Origin of the sequence: Neisseria sp. P0014.S002, from assembly GCF_051958295.1 — a bacterium.
Lineage (GTDB): Bacteria > Pseudomonadota > Gammaproteobacteria > Burkholderiales > Neisseriaceae > Neisseria > Neisseria flavescens_B.
In genome coordinates this window covers 16688-34357 of record NZ_JBQCVO010000006.1, presented here as the reverse complement: position 1 = coordinate 34357, position 17670 = coordinate 16688, and the positions used below count along the sequence as shown (strand labels likewise).

The 17670-nt window shown below is 49.3% G+C and carries 17 protein-coding genes and 1 pseudogene; 10 read left to right on the top strand and 8 right to left on the bottom strand.

Annotated elements, in window-relative coordinates; genetic code table 11:
* Positions 1–79: 79 nt before the first annotated feature.
* Positions 80–1054, bottom strand: a complete 975-nt coding sequence (locus ACTHSX_RS07165) for a PhoH family protein (RefSeq protein WP_440377237.1) — start codon at positions 1052–1054, stop codon at positions 80–82.
* Positions 1055–1156: 102 nt separating this feature from the next.
* On the opposite strand from ACTHSX_RS07165, the gene ACTHSX_RS07160 reads away from it, so the two are divergent.
* From ACTHSX_RS07160 to rlmB, 3 genes are all read left to right on the top strand, one after another.
* Positions 1157–1867 carry an AzlC family ABC transporter permease gene (locus tag ACTHSX_RS07160; protein ID WP_440377236.1) on the top strand — a complete coding sequence of 237 codons (711 nt, stop codon included), beginning with the start codon at positions 1157–1159 and terminating at the stop codon, positions 1865–1867.
* The gene (locus ACTHSX_RS07155; RefSeq protein ID WP_003680717.1) at positions 1864–2172 is read left to right on the top strand and encodes an AzlD family protein; all 309 of its coding nucleotides are present in this window, start codon (positions 1864–1866) and stop codon (positions 2170–2172) included. The genes ACTHSX_RS07160 and ACTHSX_RS07155 overlap by 4 nt, the downstream gene beginning before the upstream one ends.
* 62 nt (positions 2173–2234) lie before the next feature.
* Complete coding sequence (gene rlmB, locus ACTHSX_RS07150) at positions 2235–2984, top strand: 23S rRNA (guanosine(2251)-2'-O)-methyltransferase RlmB (protein ID WP_440377235.1); 750 nt, start codon at positions 2235–2237, stop codon at positions 2982–2984.
* Positions 2985–3094: 110 nt separating this feature from the next.
* Here rlmB and ACTHSX_RS07145 read toward each other — a convergent pair whose 3' ends face one another.
* Positions 3095–3529, bottom strand: coding sequence for a LysR substrate-binding domain-containing protein (locus tag ACTHSX_RS07145; RefSeq protein WP_223168709.1), 435 nt, complete (start codon positions 3527–3529; stop codon positions 3095–3097).
* A gap of 176 nt (positions 3530–3705) precedes the next feature.
* Between ACTHSX_RS07145 and ACTHSX_RS07140 the strand changes: the two genes are divergently transcribed.
* The 4 genes and pseudogenes from ACTHSX_RS07140 to ACTHSX_RS07125 form a co-directional block, all read left to right on the top strand.
* Positions 3706–4266 (top strand): Pycsar system effector family protein, encoded by a 561-nt coding sequence (locus tag ACTHSX_RS07140; protein ID WP_049328509.1) that lies wholly within the window; start codon positions 3706–3708, stop codon positions 4264–4266.
* A 9-nt stretch (positions 4267–4275) separates the two neighbouring features.
* A complete protein-coding gene (locus tag ACTHSX_RS07135) occupies positions 4276–5025 on the top strand; it encodes an adenylate/guanylate cyclase domain-containing protein (protein ID WP_440377234.1) in 750 nt (249 codons plus the stop codon).
* Between the two features lie 217 nt (positions 5026–5242).
* Complete coding sequence (locus tag ACTHSX_RS07130) at positions 5243–5644, top strand: aldo/keto reductase (protein ID WP_241479490.1); 402 nt, start codon at positions 5243–5245, stop codon at positions 5642–5644.
* A 202-nt stretch (positions 5645–5846) separates the two neighbouring features.
* Positions 5847–5912, top strand: a pseudogene (locus ACTHSX_RS07125) (dioxygenase); the annotation flags it as partial.
* Between the two features lie 81 nt (positions 5913–5993).
* On the opposite strand, the gene ACTHSX_RS07120 reads toward ACTHSX_RS07125, so the two are convergent.
* Entirely contained in the window at positions 5994–7052 is a 1059-nt protein-coding gene (locus ACTHSX_RS07120) for a pseudouridine synthase (protein ID WP_440377233.1), read from the bottom strand.
* 159 nt (positions 7053–7211) lie between these two features.
* Complete coding sequence (gene pdxH, locus ACTHSX_RS07115; RefSeq protein ID WP_440377232.1) at positions 7212–7844, bottom strand: pyridoxamine 5'-phosphate oxidase; 633 nt, start codon at positions 7842–7844, stop codon at positions 7212–7214.
* Positions 7845–7955: 111 nt separating this feature from the next.
* Here pdxH and dut point away from each other — a divergent pair, with 111 nt between their 5' ends.
* The 3 genes from dut (at position 7956) to guaA (ending at position 10635) form a co-directional block, all read left to right on the top strand.
* Positions 7956–8408 carry a dUTP diphosphatase gene (dut, locus tag ACTHSX_RS07110; protein ID WP_440377231.1) on the top strand — a complete coding sequence of 151 codons (453 nt, stop codon included), beginning with the start codon at positions 7956–7958 and terminating at the stop codon, positions 8406–8408.
* A 186-nt stretch (positions 8409–8594) separates the two neighbouring features.
* Positions 8595–8921 carry a hypothetical protein gene (locus tag ACTHSX_RS07105; protein ID WP_039862324.1) on the top strand — a complete coding sequence of 109 codons (327 nt, stop codon included), beginning with the start codon at positions 8595–8597 and terminating at the stop codon, positions 8919–8921.
* A 148-nt stretch (positions 8922–9069) separates the two neighbouring features.
* Positions 9070–10635 (top strand): glutamine-hydrolyzing GMP synthase, encoded by a 1566-nt coding sequence (gene guaA / locus ACTHSX_RS07100; protein ID WP_003746573.1) that lies wholly within the window; start codon positions 9070–9072, stop codon positions 10633–10635.
* A 71-nt stretch (positions 10636–10706) separates the two neighbouring features.
* On the opposite strand, the gene gloB is transcribed toward guaA, so the two are convergent.
* The 4 genes from gloB to purL form a co-directional block, all read right to left on the bottom strand.
* On the bottom strand, positions 10707–11456 hold the full coding sequence (gloB, locus tag ACTHSX_RS07095; protein WP_440377230.1) for a hydroxyacylglutathione hydrolase: 750 nt from the start codon (positions 11454–11456) through the stop codon (positions 10707–10709).
* Between the two features lie 23 nt (positions 11457–11479).
* A complete protein-coding gene (locus tag ACTHSX_RS07090) occupies positions 11480–12565 on the bottom strand; it encodes a hypothetical protein (RefSeq protein WP_440377229.1) in 1086 nt (361 codons plus the stop codon).
* Positions 12566–12748: 183 nt separating this feature from the next.
* Entirely contained in the window at positions 12749–13567 is an 819-nt protein-coding gene (locus ACTHSX_RS07085; protein WP_440377228.1) for an HNH endonuclease, read from the bottom strand.
* A gap of 125 nt (positions 13568–13692) precedes the next feature.
* A complete protein-coding gene (gene purL / locus ACTHSX_RS07080) occupies positions 13693–17655 on the bottom strand; it encodes a phosphoribosylformylglycinamidine synthase (RefSeq protein WP_440377227.1) in 3963 nt (1320 codons plus the stop codon).
* Between the last annotated feature and the right edge of the window lie 15 nt (positions 17656–17670).

The following is a 17670-nucleotide window of genomic DNA, read 5'->3' as shown; positions in this document are numbered from 1 at the left end:
ATAGCAGTATTATGGGGAGAATGATGTAGTAAGGCCGTCTGAAATTTGATTTTCAGACGGCCTGAAGTGTTTGAAAAGATTATTCGCCGCTTTTCTTTTCAGCTTGTTCTTCTGCCGCTTCATAGGCTTCGACGATTTTCTGCACCAAAGGATGGCGGACGACGTCTTCGCTGGTGAAGGTGTGGAAATACAGGCCTTCTACATCGCGCAGTTTTTCGCGTGCATCTTTTAAGCCGGATTTGATGTTGCGCGGCAGGTCGATTTGGCTGATGTCGCCGGTAATGACTGCTTTGGCACCAAAGCCGATACGGGTCAGGAACATTTTCATTTGTTCGGGCGTGGTGTTTTGCGCTTCGTCCAAAATGACATACGCACCATTTAAGGTGCGGCCGCGCATATAGGCCAGCGGCGCAATTTCAATCAAACCTTTTTCCATTAATTTGGTCACGCGGTCGAAGCCCATCAAATCATAAAGCGCATCGTAAAGCGGTCGCAGGTAGGGATCGACTTTTTGTGCCAAATCGCCCGGCAGGAAGCCTAATTTTTCGCCTGCTTCGACTGCGGGGCGCACCAAAACGATGCGTTCGATTTGGTGTTTCTCCATGGCATCGACTGCGGCGGCAACGGCAAGATAGGTTTTGCCTGTACCGGCAGGGCCTAAGCCGAACACGACATCGTGGTTGAGCAAGGCGCGGATATAGCCGTTTTGGCGCGGGGTGCGGCCGCCGATGCTGCCGCGTTTGGTGCGGAAATAGTATTGTTGGTCGTGGTGTTTTTCTTCGTGTTTTTCATCTGCGGTTTTTGCTTCAACGGCCGCGAGGCTGATGGCATTGTTGTCCAAGTCGCCTTTTTCTGCGGCTTCGGCAAGCGACAGCAAGGCACGGCGGCCGGCGTGTGCCAGTTCGCCCATGAAGGTGAAATGTTCGAAGCGGCGGCTGATTTGGATATCAAGGGCTTTGCCTAAGGCTTCGAGATTGCTGTCGAGCGCGCCGCACAGGCGTTGCAACACGGTATTGTCAATTTCTTCAAACTGCAGATGGACGGTGTGGGTCATATCGGTTTCCGTAAATAAATCTAATTTTTCCGTATTATACCCTTGTTCAGATTGCCTGCTTTATAATACGTCGCTTCTTTTTAATAAACCGTTTCAATCAAAATGAATCACACTGCTTCTCCTCGCTCGGAATTTCTGCGCGGTATCAAAGAATGCTCCCCCATGCTGATCGGCTTGTTGCCGTGGGCGCTGATTTTGGGCATGCAGGGTGGGCAGAAAGGAATGAGCTGGCTGGAAATGCTGCTGATGACGGGCATGAACTTTGCCGGAGGTTCGGAATTTGCCGCAGTTAATTTGTGGGCAAATCCCTTGCCGATACTGCTGATTGCAACGGTTACATTTATGATTAATTCGCGCCATATCCTGATGGGTGCGGCAATTGCGCCGTATATGAGGGATATGCCGCTGAAAAAGGCGATGCCCGCACTGTTTTTTATGTGCGATGAAAGCTGGGCAATGGCGTTTGCTGAAATTCAAAAGCGCAAGGCGCTTGGTTTGCCTGCATTCAATATGCCGTTTTATGCCGGCGTGTGTTTTATTTTGTATGTAACGTGGATTGGTTTTGCGGCATTTGGCGCGGCAGTCGGCCCGATGTTCGGCGATGTGGCGGCTTGGGGCTTCGGCATGGCGTTTCCTGCGGTGTTTTTGGTGCTGCTGCGCGGGATGTGGAAGAGCTTTGCGGCTTCACGCCCTTGGTTTGTCAGCCTGATTGTGGCGTGCGTAACCTATTTGACCGTGGATGGCGCATGGTATGTTCCGGCCGGAACGTTGTCGGGATTGTTGGCGGCGTATTTGTGGGGAGAGCAAAAATGAAGGATTTGTTGTCGCTGCAATCGTTTCTGCTGTTTTTAAGTATGTTGGCCGTTACTTATTCAACCCGATTAATCGGCTTTTTTGCATTGCGCAACCGTACATTGAGCCGTCGCGCGCAAGTGGTTATGGAGGCCGCGCCGGGCTGTGTGTTGATTTCTGTGATTGCGCCTTATTTTGTATCGGACAAACCGCATGAGCTGATCGCCATTGCTTTGACAGTATTGGCCGCCAGCCGGTTTTCGATGTTGGTAACGGTATTAATCGGCGTTGGCACTTCGGGCATACTCGGTTATTTGATGAAATAAAAAATTTTCAGACGGCCTTACTTGTTATAATGGCCGTCTGAATTTTTTGATAAAGCAAAAACATGGCAAACCAACGACTCATCTATGGCTTTCACGCTGTCAATGCCCGTTTGTGGCAAAACCCGAAATCGATTACCGAACTCTATATCCAAGAGGGCAAATCCGATGCGCGCACCCGCGATGTATTGGATAAAGCGGCCTCTGAAAACGTACGCGTGCATTTTGCCAATGCCGACCGCCTGAATGCCATCAGCAAAGGGGCGCGCCATCAGGGCGTAGTAGGGTTTATCGATGCTTCCAAAAACCATGTTCACTTGGAAGATGTGTTGGAAAACCTGAGCGAACCTCCGTTTTTGCTGGTATTGGACGGCATTACCGATCCGCACAACCTCGGCGCGTGCCTGCGTACTGCCGATGCGATGGGGGTGCATGCCGTGATTGCGCCCAAAGACAAAAGCGCTGGCCTGAATGCGACTGTCAGCAAAGTTGCCTGTGGCGCAGCGGAAACTGTGCCGTATATTACCGTAACCAATCTTGCCCGTACTTTGCGTGAGCTGAAAGAATACGGCATTTGGATTGTCGGCACGGACATGGGCGGCGACTCCGACCTTTACCACAGCGACTTGCCCGATAGCGTGGCTTGGGTAATGGGCAATGAAGGCGAAGGCATGCGCCGCCTGACGCGCGAACATTGCGATATGTTGGTATCGATTCCGATGTTTGGCACAGTCGAAAGCATGAACGTATCCGTCAGCGCAGGCATGGTATTGAGCGAAACACGCCGTCAGCGGGTGTTGAAGGCAGAGAAATAACGCTTAAGTTTGCGCACAAAAAACGTCGTCTGAAAATCAGACGGACATATTGAGATTATTTGAAAGCAGCCTGCATTTCGGCAAACGAAACTCAGGCTGCTTTTGCATTTTCAGACGACCTCCACCCGCAGCGCATCCACAATCAACTTAAACACATTCGAATGCCCGCGGCGGCTGGGGTAATAGAGGTAAAGCGGTTCGTAAGTCATAGCATACTCAGGCAACAGCTCTACCAGGTGTCCCGAATTGAGTGCATCCGCTACGCTCATATGTGCTATCCACGCAATGCCAAGGCCGTCTGAAACGGCTTGCAGACGCAGATGATTGTTGATGGAAAAGTGCGATTTTGGTGTGAACGTAATCAGTTCTTTTTTGTATTTGAATTCCCACTGTATCTCCGTGCCGTGTTCAGCGGAGAGTTTTATGCCGATAAGGCGGTGTTGTTGCAGATCATCAATATTTTTCGGTGAACCATGTTGCGCCAAATAATCGGGCGAGGCAACCAATACCATTTTGAGCGGTGCGGAAATCGGTACGGCAATCATCTCTTCGGGTATTGGTTCAAAATCGGCTTTAATTTCGGGTACAACGCGGCTTCTACCGCTATCACAGGGGCATTGATACGAAATTTATTCTATTGAGAAAATTATTTTTGTAGTAACTATTGAATTATCATTATATTCCCAAATATTTGAATAAATAAAAAATTAAAGGTAAAAAAATGCATAAGCAACAATGGAAATTATCAGACGATACGGATAAATTGCATTTAACTCTTGATAGGATTATTGGGTTTATTTCAAATTGTGATACCAAAGTATCATTTTGGTTCTCATTTTTTGGCGCTATTTTAACCATTTTATCTACTTTAAAAACACCCACAACAGAATTTATAAAAAGTGTTTTTTGTGCAAATCCTAGAAATAGAACAGATGAAGTTGTTTTATTTATTTTTATGCTTATATTTTTGGTATCAGCTATATGTTTCATAATTGGACTTTACTTTCTAAGCAAGGCCTTGATGGCAAAAATAACCAATAACGAGGATAGAAAATCTAATATTTTCTTCGGGCATATTGCATCAAACAGGAACCAACGAGCCTATTTGAAGTGTCTTAAAGCGACTAATTTGAATAAATACATTGAAGATTTGGTTTCACAAATATATATCAATTCCAAAATTTGTGAACAAAAATTCAAAAACTATAATAAGGGAGTAAAAATGAGTGGGATAAGCATTATTTTTTTATTGGTTTCGTGGCTTTACATTTTTCAGAAATAGGAGATAATAATGTCAGAGTATGACTATATACAAGGAAAAAACCGAGTAGAAAGTATTCTAGATAATCATATGATTATAGAAGAAAAGAAGAAATTACCAGCAGATGGTAATTTTACTTTTGAAAATGGATACAGGACATGGTTAACCAGTATTTTTATAGATATTCGGGATTCAAGTAGATTATTTACAAGCGAGAATCAGGAGAGAATCGCAAAAGTAATCAGAGCATTTATTTCTGAACTGATTGAAATACTAAGAGGTGATGATGGATTCATGCTTGAGATCGGTATTCGTGGGGATTGCGTTTATGCAATTTATAATACACCTTCAAAAGAAGATATTTTAAATTGCGCAAATAAAACCTTCTATGCAAACACATTTATCAATATGTTTAATAAGATGTTAGAGCAAAGAGGGATTGCTCCTATTCGAGCAGGAATAGGGATGTCGTCAGGAAATGATTTAGTCATTAAAACAGGGAGGAAAGGTGTCGGAATTAATGAAAAAGTATGGATTGGTACAGCTGTCACTAAAGCATCTAATCTTTCATCATTAGGAGATAAAGATGGTTATGGTAGATTAATGTATTCATCGCTATCATATATTAATTTTATTGATGGATTAAAAGCTAGAAACAGTAATCAAAATGTTGAGAATTGGTTTTCATCTATAAACAACCCTATACCTAATATAGGTAGGGTATATAATGCAGATATTATACAATCTGCCTTTAATGAGTGGATTAGTTCTAACGTATAAGGATATTGGTCGAAAGTAAATTATAGTTCCATTACCGATAGTGTAAACGTCCATGCTTTTATTGTTAAAAGATCGTCTGAAAACGGATTTAGTTTTTCAGACGACCTTTTCCTTATCTATACGCAAAAGTGCGGTCAAGTTCCCAAGCGTTTTTCAAACTTTAAAAACTTAAAAATTTTCGCCCGTACGCGCGGTGGATTTGGGGCTGTTCAATAAAATGATGCCACAAGCCAATCAGATTGAAATCAATCCGTTTCAACAAAAAACCGAAGCCGTTGCCGCTTTGCAGGCTGAAGGCATCTCCGTGGAAGCGTGGGCGCCGTTTGCCGAAGGTAAAAACGATATTTTCCACAATCCTGTGTTAAGCAAAATCGGTGCAAAATACGGCAAATCCGTGGCGCAGGTGATTACCCGCTGGCTGGTGGAACGCGATATTGTGGTATTGGCAAAATCCACCAAACCCGAACGCATGGCGGAAAACTTGAACGTGTTTGACTTTGTCCTCAGTGATGAAGACAAAGCAGAAATTGCCAAACTGGATGGCACGTTCGCCGCCATCATGCATCACGACACGGTGGATAATTTGAAACGCATCTTCGCGTGGAAAACGGGGCAGTAACCGTTAAACATGGTGTGCTCCGGCACACCTTACTTTTTCTCTAAACATTTCAGACGACCTATTTTTAACTTTGCAGCAAAGCCAAAGAATATTTCATCATTTCCTACTGGGAAAATATGTTGTTCATAAATTGAGATTTATTGCTTAATCATTTATCCGTACAATCCGCCTCATCAGATATTAAGGAGGCAACGATGAAAAAATGCCTGTATTATTTGTCGGACATGGCAGTCCGATGAATGTGTTGGATAAGGAAAATCCTTTCAATACCCACTATTTTTATGACTTAGGCAAGATTTTGTCGGGCTGAGACGATTTTGTAAAGGCCTCAGCACCGATTTATCTTACATTAACTTTTCTTTCGGCGACGTTCCCCCGGAAGCAGCATATCCGCCCATTTGATGATGTTGGCGACTTCTGCCGGATTGAGTTCGTAGAACTGGCCGCGTTTGAGGCGGTTTGGCAGGCCGATGGGGCCGAAGCCTACGCGGACGAGACGGCTGACGGTCAGGCCTTGGCTTTCAAAAATACGGCGTACTTCGCGGTTGCGGCCTTCTTTGATGACGACGTTGTACCATTTGTTTGCGCCTTCGCCGCCTTGTTCGTAGATACGTTCTACTTTAGCCAAACCGTCTTCGAGCATGACGCCTTCTTCGGTCAGGACGCGCATTTGTTCGGTGGTCAACTCGCCCAATACGCGCACGGCGTATTCGCGTTCGACTTCAAAGCTGGGGTGGGCAAAGCGTTGAACCAGTTCGCCTGAAGTGGTCAGAATCAAGAGGCCGCTGGTATTGATGTCCAAACGGCCGATGGCCACCCAGCGGCTGCTGGCTGCTTGCGGCAGGCGGTCGAAAATGCTGACGCGGCCTTGGGGGTCGTCGCGGGAAACGATTTCGCCTTCTTGTTTGTAGTAGAGGATGATACGCGGCAGGCGGTCTGCCCATTTGAGTTTGATGATGCTGCCTTTGACGGTAACGTGGTCGTCGGGCGTAACTTTTTCGCCCAGTTGGGCTACGCGGCCGTTGACCGTTACCCAGCCGTTGCTGATCCATTCTTCCATTTCGCGACGTGAGCCGACGCCGGAAGCGGCCAGGACTTTTTGCAGGCGCTCGGGTTCGAAGCGTGAAAGGTCGCTGCGGCGCTCTTTCAAATCGCGGGCATGCTCCATGATTTTTTGATTTGGATTGCGGACGACCAGTTTTTTGGCTTTGGCGGCTCGTTGTTTTGGGGCGGTATTTTGAGCTTTGGGGCCGTCTGAAACTTTTTGGCCGTAAGTTTTGCCTGATGTTTTTCGTTCGTTGTCTGGACGTTTTTTATTGGCAAAGGATTTGGCCGGTTTGGAAGGTTTCTTGACTGTAGACGATACGCCGTCGCGCCATTGACGTTTGCTGGAAGGCTGTTTGGACATGATTTTTCCTAACTCGCTTGAAAAAGCGGTTCTTCTGCGGCAGTTGCGGCAGGGGTTGGATTGGGGGAAAAGGCCGTCTGAAAATCAGATTCAGACGGCCTGCCGATGAAAGACTGTATTGTAACTCAACCAGTAATTTTTTGTTTGAAAATCCGAAAATTATGGCGAAAGGCGTTCGCGTATCCAGTTGCTGTCAACCAGGCGGTATTGGATGCGGTCATGCAGGCGGCTGGGGCGGCCTTGCCAGAATTCGATGCGGTCGGGAATAACGAGGTATCCGCCCCAATGCGGCGGGCGGGGAACATGCAGGGGATGTTTGACGCCGACGGCTGCGGCTTTGGCCACCAAAACGGCTTTGCTGGAAATCACTTCGCTTTGATCGCTTGCCCATGCGCCGATACGGCTGGTGTAGGGGCGGCTTTCAAAATATTCGTCCGAAGCGGCGGCATCGAGTTTTTCAATGCGCCCTTCAACGCGCACTTGGCGTTCGAGTTCCGGCCAGAAAAAAGTCATGGCGGCAAAGGGGTGTGCCGTATAGGAGCGGCCTTTGCGGCTGTGGTAATTGGTAAAGAAAACAAAGCCTTTGGGGTTGACTTCTTTCAGCAGCACCATGCGGCTGTTTGGCCTGCCGTCTTCGCCCACGGCGGCAACGTTGACCGCAGTCGGTTCGTTGACTTCGGCGTGAATGGCTTCGTTCAGCCATTGCTCGAATTGGACAATCGGGTCGGCGTGGCATTCGGCTTCCGACAGCTCGCGTTTGCTGTAATCTTCGCGGATATTGTGCAGATCCATGATTTTTCTCCTTAGGTCTGACTGAATCATACTCTGTTTTTTCAGACGGCCTCAAGGGCATTTGTGTATAATCGTAGCCCTTTCCAATATAGAACAATACGGAGTCCTGTCATGCAAACCGAAGTCGAACTGAAAATCTTAAATCCGAAAATGGCCGATTCCCTGCCTGCTTATGCAACGCCCGGTTCTGCCGGTTTGGACTTGCGTGCCTGCCTGGATGAAGCCATTGTATTGCAGCCGGGCGATGTATATCTCGTTCCTACCGGTTTGGCGGTGCATTTGGCCAACCCTGCGTATGCAGCCGTTTTGTTGCCGCGTTCCGGCTTGGGTCATAAGCACGGTATTGTTTTGGGCAATTTGGTCGGTTTGATTGACTCGGATTATCAAGGCGAATTGAAGGTTTCTTTGTGGAACCGTGGTAAAGAAACGTTTACCATCGAGCCGATGGAACGAATCGCGCAAATGGTGATTGTGCCGGTTGTCCAAGCTGCGTTTAAGGTTGTGGACGAGTTTGCCGCCAGCGAGCGCGGTGAAGGCGGATTCGGCAGCACCGGCAAAGCCTGATTCTTTAAAAGGCCGTCTGTAACAGGAAAAATTGAAATATTCGATTTCGGTTTGCCGCTGTTCAGACGGCCTTTTTGTTGAGACAACCTTTGCATAATTACACACAAGATTGCATTTTTATATCTTGCCTGCATGGCCGGCGCACCCAATAATACAGGCCGTCTGAAACCTTTACGGAGCGTTGTTATGTCCCGTCCCTCACTTTTTCTGCCTTTGTTTTTGATTATCTTTGGTGCGATTTGGTTTTTACGTGCTACGGATATTTTGCCTGCGACATCGACCATGATTGCCGGTGCATTAATTATTTTGGGCTTTGCCGTGTTGATTATGGACGGCATCAACAAACAGTCCATCGTTTCCGGCCCGATGCTGGTTTATATCGGTACAGCCATTTATCTGCACATGAGTTACTGGATTTACCTCTCGCCGTTGCTGGCCATCGGTATGGTCGTGTTGGGTTGCCTGCTGTTGCTCTCGCGCAGCGATATGATTCCTGAGAAACACACAAAATAGAAAGATGAGAGATTTGGGTTTTGCCCTATAAAGGCCGTTTGAACAATGGTATAATCCGCCGTTTCAGACGGCCTTTTTTATTGTGGTTTAAATTTGAAATTTGCCCTCCCGGTCGCACCGTTTTCTTACATTTTGCAAAGTTTCCGCCATGACCCAAGACAAAATCCTTATTCTCGACTTCGGCTCGCAAGTTACCCAGCTGATCGCCCGCCGCGTGCGCGAAGCCCACGTTTACTGCGAACTGCATTCTTTCGACATGCCTTTGGAAGAAATCAAAGCCTTTAATCCGAAAGGCATCATCCTCTCCGGCGGTCCTAATTCCGTTTACGAATCCGATTATCAAGCCGATACCGGTATTTTTGATTTGGGCATTCCTGTTTTGGGCATCTGCTACGGCATGCAATTTATGGCGCACCACTTGGGCGGCGAAGTTAGCCCGGGCAACCAACGCGAATTCGGTTATGCGCAAGTTAAAACCATCGACAGCGAGCTGACACGCGGCATTCAAGACGATGCGCCTAATACGCTCGACGTATGGATGAGCCATGGCGATAAAGTTTCCAAACTGCCTACCGGCTTCTCTGTCATCGGCGACACCCCGTCTTGCCCGATTGCCATGATGGAAAACGCTGAGAAACAATTCTACGGTATCCAATTCCACCCTGAAGTGACCCACACCAAACAAGGCCGCGCGCTGTTGAACCGCTTTGTCTTAGATATTTGCGGCGCACAACCCAGCTGGACCATGCCGAACTACATCGAAGAAGCCGTTGCCAAAATCCGCGAACAAGTCGGCAACGACGAAGTGATTTTGGGTTTGTCCGGCGGCGTGGACTCTTCCGTAGCGGCGGCGCTGATTCACCGTGCCATCGGCGACCAACTGACCTGCGTGTTTGTTGACCACGGCCTGTTGCGTCTGAACGAAGGCAAAATGGTGATGGATATGTTTGCCCGCAACTTGGGCGTACGCGTGATTCACGTTGATGCCGAAGAGCAGTTTTTGGCGAAACTTGCCGGCGTGACCGATCCAGAGAAAAAACGCAAAATTATCGGTGCAGAATTTATCGAAGTATTTGACGCTGAAGAGAAAAAACTCACCAACGCCAAATGGTTGGCGCAAGGTACGATTTACCCTGACGTAATCGAATCCGCAGGCGCGAAAACCAAAAAAGCCCACGCCATCAAATCCCACCACAATGTCGGCGGTCTGCCTGAAAACATGAAGCTCAAGCTGCTTGAGCCTTTGCGCGACTTGTTCAAAGACGAAGTACGCGAACTGGGCGTCGCTTTGGGTCTGCCGCGCGAAATGGTGTACCGTCATCCATTCCCGGGCCCGGGTTTGGGTGTGCGTATTTTGGGAGAAGTGAAAAAAGAATACGCCGACTTGCTCCGTCAAGCAGACGATATTTTCATTCAAGAATTGCGCAATACTACCGATGAAAACGGCACATCTTGGTACGACCTGACCAGCCAAGCCTTTGCCGTATTCCTGCCTGTGAAATCCGTCGGCGTGATGGGCGATGGCCGTACTTACGATTACGTCGTTGCCTTGCGTGCCGTGATCACCAGCGACTTTATGACTGCGCACTGGGCTGAGCTGCCATACTCGCTGCTCGGCCGCGTGTCCAACCGCATCATCAACGAAGTCAAAGGCATCAACCGCGTGGTTTATGATGTCAGCGGCAAACCGCCTGCTACGATTGAATGGGAATAATCCCTGAATAATAAAAGGCCGTCTGAACAGATATTGTTCAGACGGCCTTATTCTTTAAGGACCAAGCCCAATTAAAATTGATTTTTTAATTCACGCAAAGCGGCGAAGACTTCGAGTTCGCTGTTTAATTTCCGTCCGCTCAATTCTTCGGCGCGTGCCTGAACTTGGGGCAGGTGAATGCGGAGAAACGGATTGACTTTGCGTTCGTGGGCCAGGCTGACAGGCAGTGTCGGTGTGTGTTCGGCTGCGTCCAAGGCCGTCTGAATGTCGGCATTGTCCGGCTCGATATGCAGGGCAAAGCGCAGATTGGAGGCTGTATATTCGTGCGCCGGATAAAACAGCGTTTTTTCGGGCAATTGGTTGAATCGGTGGAAACTGTCGTAAAGCTGCTCGATTGTGCCGGTAAATACGCGGCCGCAACCTGCTGAGAACAAGGTATCGCCGCAGAAAACGTGCAGGCCGTCTGAATTTTCCAGTAGATAGCTGATGTGGCGGTCGGTATGGCCGGGGGTTGCCCAAACGGTAACCAAGCCTTCGCCAAACGGGAACTGCGTACCTGCGGTGACGGTATGCGTCGCTACGTCGATGTCGCTTTCGCCATAGATTGGGGATTCTAAAAAGCCGTGGAACAGGCTTTTTGCGCCGCCGGTATGGTCGGGGTGCGGATGGGTAATCCATGTTTGCGCCAGCATCAGGCGGTTGTGGACGAGGAATTTCAAAACGGGCGTGGCATCGGACGGATCGACGCAGGCGGCATGGTTGCCTTCTTGAATCATCCAGATGTAGTTGTCGTTTAGGGCTTGGATTGGCGTGATTTTCATATGCTTTCTTCTGGTTAGGGGTTTCAGACGGCCTCTAAATAATCTTTGATATTCGGGCTTTGGCCGAATACGGCTTCATGGGCTTGATGGATGCACAGTCGGTTGAACAGCAATCTTTGGGTTTGGTCGCCGTCGATAATCCGCACTTGGCCTTGCAGTTTGGGCGCGTCGTGATGAAAGGTGTTTTTAAACGCGTGCCAACGGTCGGTTTGCAGATGGACGATGGCAAACATATCGTGCGAGATATTAACGCCGATGCTGAATAGTTTGGCCGAGGCTTGCAGGCAGAAACTGCTGTCGCCAAACAGACACAGCCCCGTGTTTTCCGGATAGCGGAACAATTCGATTTTCACTGCTTCGGGTTCGGCAAAGATATTGCAAAACAGCCGTTCAAACAACGACGGTTGCGCCACGCCTTCGCTCAACATACCGTAAAGCCCACCCAGCCAATCGACATAGCCGAGAAAAGTGAAACGGTAATTCTGCATAATGGCTTCGATGCGTTTGGGGTCGCGTTTGCTGATTAAGCGGACAAATTCAAAACCGACTTCCGGTAGCCGCGCCCGAAGTGTTTGATGCAGGCGATGGGCAAACAGGTTTTTATGGTTGTGCGGATTGCGCAGGATACCGAGGAATTTCAGCCGCAATATCCGCCACAAGGCATCCGGTACTTTGACGGTGTCGGCATTTGCCGTAGTTGTTTTCAGACGGCCTGCAGGTAAGGTACGCAGATGATTGCAGGCCTCTTCGTAGCCGCTTTCATGACGGTTGAACCAGCTTTCTAGATTGTATTGGTTGGCGGAGTCTTCGACAAAGGTCAGCGTATAGAGGTTTTTCGCCGCCAAGTTGCCGATGATGTTGACGCTTATCGCTTCGCTGCGGTTTTGTTCTTTGCCACGGGCTTTTTCGCCAGTATGGAACATTGACAGAGGCAGGCGGTAAACGTTTTGGTTTTGCGGGCTGACCTGCGGATTATGCGCATGCTGCCGCTGCTCGGTTTGGGCGACGAAGTGGTGCTCCTTAGTCGGATTCGCGGTCAACAGGGCATAAGGCTTTTCTCCGCATTCGGAAAATTCGCAATCGCTGAGGATAAAGGCTTGTCGAGTCATAATGTCGGGAAAGGCCGTCTGAATATGTCGATTATAGTTTAAAAGTGGGAATTATACAGAAGGACGGCGACGGGTTTGGTCTTTATACGCAAAAGGACGCAAAAGGTCGTCTGAAAACAGATAGAGCGGGGTTCGCTAAATCGTTTTCAGACGACCTTAAGTCAACGGACTGTTCAACACTATTTATTCTTCTTTTTGGAAAACATGGTTGCGGTGATACTCGAAATATTTTTTGCTTTCAGGTTCGATTTTTAATTTCATATCGGGAGAAATTCCAAGCCGCTTTTGATTTTCCAGATCGATTGTCGGGTGGATTTTTATCATCCCGTCGGTATCAAACGTAATCAGTCCTTTATCAAATAATGCGTCGACATTGGGTGCGAGCATCAGACCATTGAAGGGGTCTAAACGCTCTTCATTGTTGCATTTGCTCCAAGGTTTAATATGGCTGGCAATAAGTAAAGACTGAATATCTAGACCTGTTAGCGGGCAGTTCGGATGTAGTTTGAGTAGGTCTTGTCGGAATTGATCTTGCCCTCTGCGGACTTTTATTAAGATTTCTAGTTCGGTTTGCTTTTCTGGGCTAGTTTCGGAGGCTAAACGGTTTTCGAGTTCAGCTATATTTTTTCCTAAGTGTGGGATAGAATTCGTGTAAAAATTTTGCTCTTCAGTCAGCCAAGCTGTCTTTTCTTCGTCTAATTCCTTTTTAAAACAAGTTTTACATCTGTTTTCTCTATCGTATTCACTCCAACTCCACTCACTGAGTTTCTCACGGGAGTTAGAACAAACTTTAAAATAATCTGAATCGGTTGTCGTCCAATTTTTGTCTTTTCGTTCAGTAGGAAAGCTGTTACAGCCACCACTAACTTTGTGTAACATAGGGTATATGGATTGGGTTCCACCTTTGTCTATGTTTAGTACAAAACCATTTTTATTGTTCTTAAGCCAGTCAATATAAGCTCCATCATCTGGCATATCTTTAAAAATTTTTCTATCAGACATAAGTTTCTCCAAATTGTTTTCCATAATTTCTATGAAGTTGTTTATTTTCAAAAAGGTCGTCTGAAAACCTTAGTTTGAGGTTTTCAGACGACCTTTTCTTGCCAATCAGTCAATCAGGGCACGATTTAGCCCAAAGCCTTCCTTGCTCCAGCAAACAAACGGTACCAGCCGGACAGTTCCGTCCAGTCTTCCGGTTTCCAGCTCATTTGTGCGGCGCGGTATACGCGTTCGGGGTGGGGCATCATGATGGTAACGCGGCCGTCGGCGTTGGTAACGCCGGCGATGCCTTGCGGCGAGCCGTTCGGGTTGAGCGGGTAGGTTTGGGTAACTTGGTTTTGTCCGTCGACGTATTGCAGCGCGATGCCGAGGCCGTCTGAAATTTTGCCGCCGTGAAGCGCAAAGTCGGCGCGGCCTTCGCCGTGGCTGACGACGACGGGCAGGCTGGAGCCTTGCATTTCGTTCAGGATCAGGGAAGCTGATTTGGGGACATGAACCATGCTCAGGCGCGCTTCGAACTGTTCGCTCAGGTTGCGCTTGAACTTCGGCCAGCCTGCCGTGCCGGGGATGATTTCGGCGAGGTTGCTGACCATTTGGCAGCCGTTGCACACGCCCAGTGTCAGTGTGTCCGGGTCGGCGAAGAAGGCGGCGAACTGGTCGCGCAGGGCGGGGTGGAACAGGATGGATTTCGCCCAGCCTTCGCCCGCGCCGAGTACGTCGCCGTAGCTGAAGCCGCCGCACGCCGCCAGCATTTTGAAGTCGGCAAGGTGGACGCGGCCTGCCATCAGGTCGGACATATGCACGTCGTAGGCATCGAAGCCGGCGCGGGTGAAGGCGGCGGCCATTTCGATGTGCCCGTTTACGCCCTGTTCGCGCAGGATGGCGATTTTGGGTTTCGCGCCGCTGTTGACGAAAGGCGCGGCGATGTCTTCATTCACGTCGAATTTCACGTCGGCAAACAATGCGCTGCGTTCATTGTCGCCAATCAGGGCGAACTCGCTGTCGGCGCAGGCGGGGTTGTCGCGCAGGCGTTGGATTTGATGGCTGGTTTCTTGCCAGGTTTGTTGCAGTTTGATTAGGTTGTCAGAAATAAGGTGCGTTTGCCCGTCGCGGATGATTAACGTGTTCTCATCAGTTACCGTACCGATTTCAAAGACATTATGATGCAGCTGTTGTTGATAGAATAAATTGATAATATCGGCAACATCTTGTTTTCTAACTTGGATAACAGCACCCAACTCTTCATTAAATAATGTGCGGGCAATGGTTTCTTGCCATTCAGCCAACGCTTTTACCTCTTCAGTCCGCAATGATTGAGACAGAGCGGTATGGTTGGTAATAAATGTTTGTGCAAGCAATAAATTTAAATCTATATCCAAGCCGCACCGCCCCGCAAACGCCATTTCTGCCAGCGTCGCAAACAAGCCGCCGTCGCTGCGGTCGTGATACGCCAAAAGTTTGTCTTCGGCGACAAGCTGCTGAATCACACCGTAAAAGTCTTTCAGACGACCTGTATCGTCCAAATCGGGCGCATCGCCGCTCATATTGTTGTATACCTGACCGAATGCAGAGCCGCCCATGCGCGCTTTGCCGAAGCCTAAATCGACAAACAGCAATACGCTGTCTTCAACGTTTTTCAATTCGGGCGTAACAGTCTTGCGCACGTCTTTGACAGGTGCGAACGCGGAGATAATCAGGCTCAACGGCGAGACGACGGATTTTTTCTCTTCGCCGTCCTGCCATACGGTTTTCATCGACAGGCTGTCTTTGCCCACGGGAATGCTCAAGTCCAATGCCTGACAGGCTTTAGAAACAGCTTCGACGGTGCGGTAGAGTTTTTCGTCTTCGCCTTCGTTGCCGCACGCCGCCATCCAGTTGGCGGAGAGCTTGATGTTGCCGATGTCGCCGATGTTGACCGCCGCGATGTTGGTGATGGCTTCGCCGATGCACATTCTGCCCGAGGCAGGCGCGTCAAACAGGGCGACGGTCGGTTTTTCGCCCATAGACATCGCTTCGCCGCGATAGGTGTTGAAGCCCATCATGGTAACGGCGCAGTCGGCTACGGGGGTTTGGTATTTGCCGACCATTTGGTCACGGTGGGTCATGCCGCCGACGCTGCGGTCGCCGATGGTAATCAGGAAGTTTTTGGCGGCTACGGTGGGCAGGCGCAAAACGCGGTAGGCGGCTTCAGTGATGTCGATATCGCCGGCGTTAAACGGTTTTTCAGACGACCTCACGGTTTTGTCGGTGCGCGTGGTTTTGGGCGGTTTGCCGAGCAAAACGTTCAGCGGCAAATCGACGGGGTTGTTGGAGAACAAATCGTCGCGCACTTTCAAATAGCCGTCGTCAGTCGCCGTGCCGACTACGGCAAACGGGCAGCGTTCGCGTTCGCAGATGGCGCGGAAGGTGTCCAAATCTTTTTCCAAAATGGACAAGACATAACGCTCTTGCGATTCGTTGCACCAAATTTGCAACGGGTTAAGGCCGTGTTCTTCCAGCGGCACTTCGCGCAGCTTGAATACCGCGCCGCGGCCGGCATCGTTGACGAGTTCAGGGAAGGCGTTGGACAGGCCGCCTGCGCCAACGTCGTGGATGGAGATAATCGGGTTTTTGTCGCCGAGCTGCCAGCAGCGGTCGATGACTTCCTGCGCGCGGCGTTCGATTTCGGGGTTGCCGCGTTGTACGGAGTTGAAGTCCAAAGACGCGTCGTTTGTACCGGTGTTCATCGAAGAAGCCGCGCCGCCGCCCAAGCCGATAAGCATGCCAGGACCGCCCAGTTGGATCAGTAATGCGCCTTCGGGGATTTCGTCTTTATGCGTCTGCTGCGCCTGAATGCTGCCCAAGCCGCCCGCAATCATAATCGGTTTGTGGTAGCCGCGAACCTGACCGTCGAATTTTTCTTCAAAAGTGCGGAAGTAGCCCAAGAGGTTCGGGCGACCGAATTCGTTGTTGAACGCCGCGCCGCCGATGGGACCTTCAATCATGATGTCTAAAGGAGAAGCAATATGGCCGGGTTTGCCGTAGGCTTGTTCCCAAGGCTGCTCCAAGCCAGGGATATTCAGGTTGGACACGGTAAAGCCGGTCAAACCTGCTTTCGGACGTGAGCCTTTACCTGTTGCGCCTTCGTCACGGATTTCACCGCCCGCACCCGTTGCCGCACCGGCAAATGGCGCAATGGCGGTTGGGTGGTTGTGTGTTTCCACTTTCATGATGATATGGGTGTCTTCTTCGTGGAAACGGTAGCCTTGGTTTTCTGCCGCATTTGGATAGAGGCGCTCGATTTTCGCGCCTTCAATTACGGACGAATTGTCTTTATAGGCGACGACCGTGCCTTCAGGATGCGCATTGTGCGTATCGCGAATCATGCCAAAGAGGGATTTCGGCTGTTTTTCGCCGTTGAGGATGAAATCGGCGTTGAAGATTTTGTGGCGGCAGTGTTCGCTGTTTGCCTGCGCGAACATCATCAGCTCGACATCAGACGGATTACGCTGCAAAACCTGATAGTTTTCAACCAGATAATCGATTTCATCGGCGGAAAGTGCCAAGCCCATTTCGGTATTGGCTTTGACCAAAGCCTCTTTACCGCCGCCCAAAACATCAACGGTAGAGAAGGTTTCGGATTCGAGATGGTGGAACAATTTGGAGGCCGTCTGAAAATCGGGCAATACGGATTCGGTCATGCGGTCGTGCAACAAAGCCGCCCATTGCTGTTTCTCATCGTCGTTCAGACGACCTTCCAGCCACACCGCCATGCCGCGTTCGATGCGCTCTATGCCTTCCAAACCGCAGTTTTCCGCGATATTGGTCGCCTTGGAAGCCCAAGGGGAAATCGTGCCCAAACGGGGCGTTACCAAAAATAAATGCAAGCCCTCGCGCGCTTTGGGCGCTTGTTCAACGCTTTGCGCTGCCAGTAAGGCTTGCAGTTTTTCGACTGTCGCGGCATCAAGTGCTTTTTCGCTACCGACAAAATACCAAAATTCGCTGCTTAATTTGACTTCGGGCAGGCCGAGGGCGGCTGCTTTTTGGAAGAGTTTTTCAACACGGAAATCGGAAAGGGCGGTTACACCGCGCAAGGGCAGAACAACAGACATGGATTCAGCTCACAA

What these genes read in the sequence shown, in the direction of transcription:
- ACTHSX_RS07130 (WP_241479490.1), top strand. Translation starts at nt 5,243, where the DNA reads ATGATGCCACAAGCCAATCAGATTGAAATCAATCCGTTTCAACAAAAA.
- guaA (WP_003746573.1), top strand. Translation starts at nt 9,070, where the DNA reads ATGACCCAAGACAAAATCCTTATTCTCGACTTCGGCTCGCAAGTTACC.
- ACTHSX_RS07165 (WP_440377237.1), bottom strand. Translation starts at nt 1,054, where the DNA reads ATGACCCACACCGTCCATCTGCAGTTTGAAGAAATTGACAATACCGTG.
- ACTHSX_RS07085 (WP_440377228.1), bottom strand. Translation starts at nt 13,567, where the DNA reads ATGTCTGATAGAAAAATTTTTAAAGATATGCCAGATGATGGAGCTTAT.
- purL (WP_440377227.1), bottom strand. Translation starts at nt 17,655, where the DNA reads ATGTCTGTTGTTCTGCCCTTGCGCGGTGTAACCGCCCTTTCCGATTTC.
- gloB (WP_440377230.1), bottom strand. Translation starts at nt 11,456, where the DNA reads ATGAAAATCACGCCAATCCAAGCCCTAAACGACAACTACATCTGGATG.
- dut (WP_440377231.1), top strand. Translation starts at nt 7,956, where the DNA reads ATGCAAACCGAAGTCGAACTGAAAATCTTAAATCCGAAAATGGCCGAT.
- ACTHSX_RS07155 (WP_003680717.1), top strand. Translation starts at nt 1,864, where the DNA reads ATGAAGGATTTGTTGTCGCTGCAATCGTTTCTGCTGTTTTTAAGTATG.
- ACTHSX_RS07135 (WP_440377234.1), top strand. Translation starts at nt 4,276, where the DNA reads ATGTCAGAGTATGACTATATACAAGGAAAAAACCGAGTAGAAAGTATT.
- ACTHSX_RS07090 (WP_440377229.1), bottom strand. Translation starts at nt 12,565, where the DNA reads ATGACTCGACAAGCCTTTATCCTCAGCGATTGCGAATTTTCCGAATGC.
- ACTHSX_RS07105 (WP_039862324.1), top strand. Translation starts at nt 8,595, where the DNA reads ATGTCCCGTCCCTCACTTTTTCTGCCTTTGTTTTTGATTATCTTTGGT.
- ACTHSX_RS07120 (WP_440377233.1), bottom strand. Translation starts at nt 7,052, where the DNA reads ATGTCCAAACAGCCTTCCAGCAAACGTCAATGGCGCGACGGCGTATCG.
- pdxH (WP_440377232.1), bottom strand. Translation starts at nt 7,844, where the DNA reads ATGGATCTGCACAATATCCGCGAAGATTACAGCAAACGCGAGCTGTCG.
- ACTHSX_RS07160 (WP_440377236.1), top strand. Translation starts at nt 1,157, where the DNA reads ATGAATCACACTGCTTCTCCTCGCTCGGAATTTCTGCGCGGTATCAAA.
- rlmB (WP_440377235.1), top strand. Translation starts at nt 2,235, where the DNA reads ATGGCAAACCAACGACTCATCTATGGCTTTCACGCTGTCAATGCCCGT.
- ACTHSX_RS07140 (WP_049328509.1), top strand. Translation starts at nt 3,706, where the DNA reads ATGCATAAGCAACAATGGAAATTATCAGACGATACGGATAAATTGCAT.
- ACTHSX_RS07145 (WP_223168709.1), bottom strand. Translation starts at nt 3,529, where the DNA reads ATGATTGCCGTACCGATTTCCGCACCGCTCAAAATGGTATTGGTTGCC.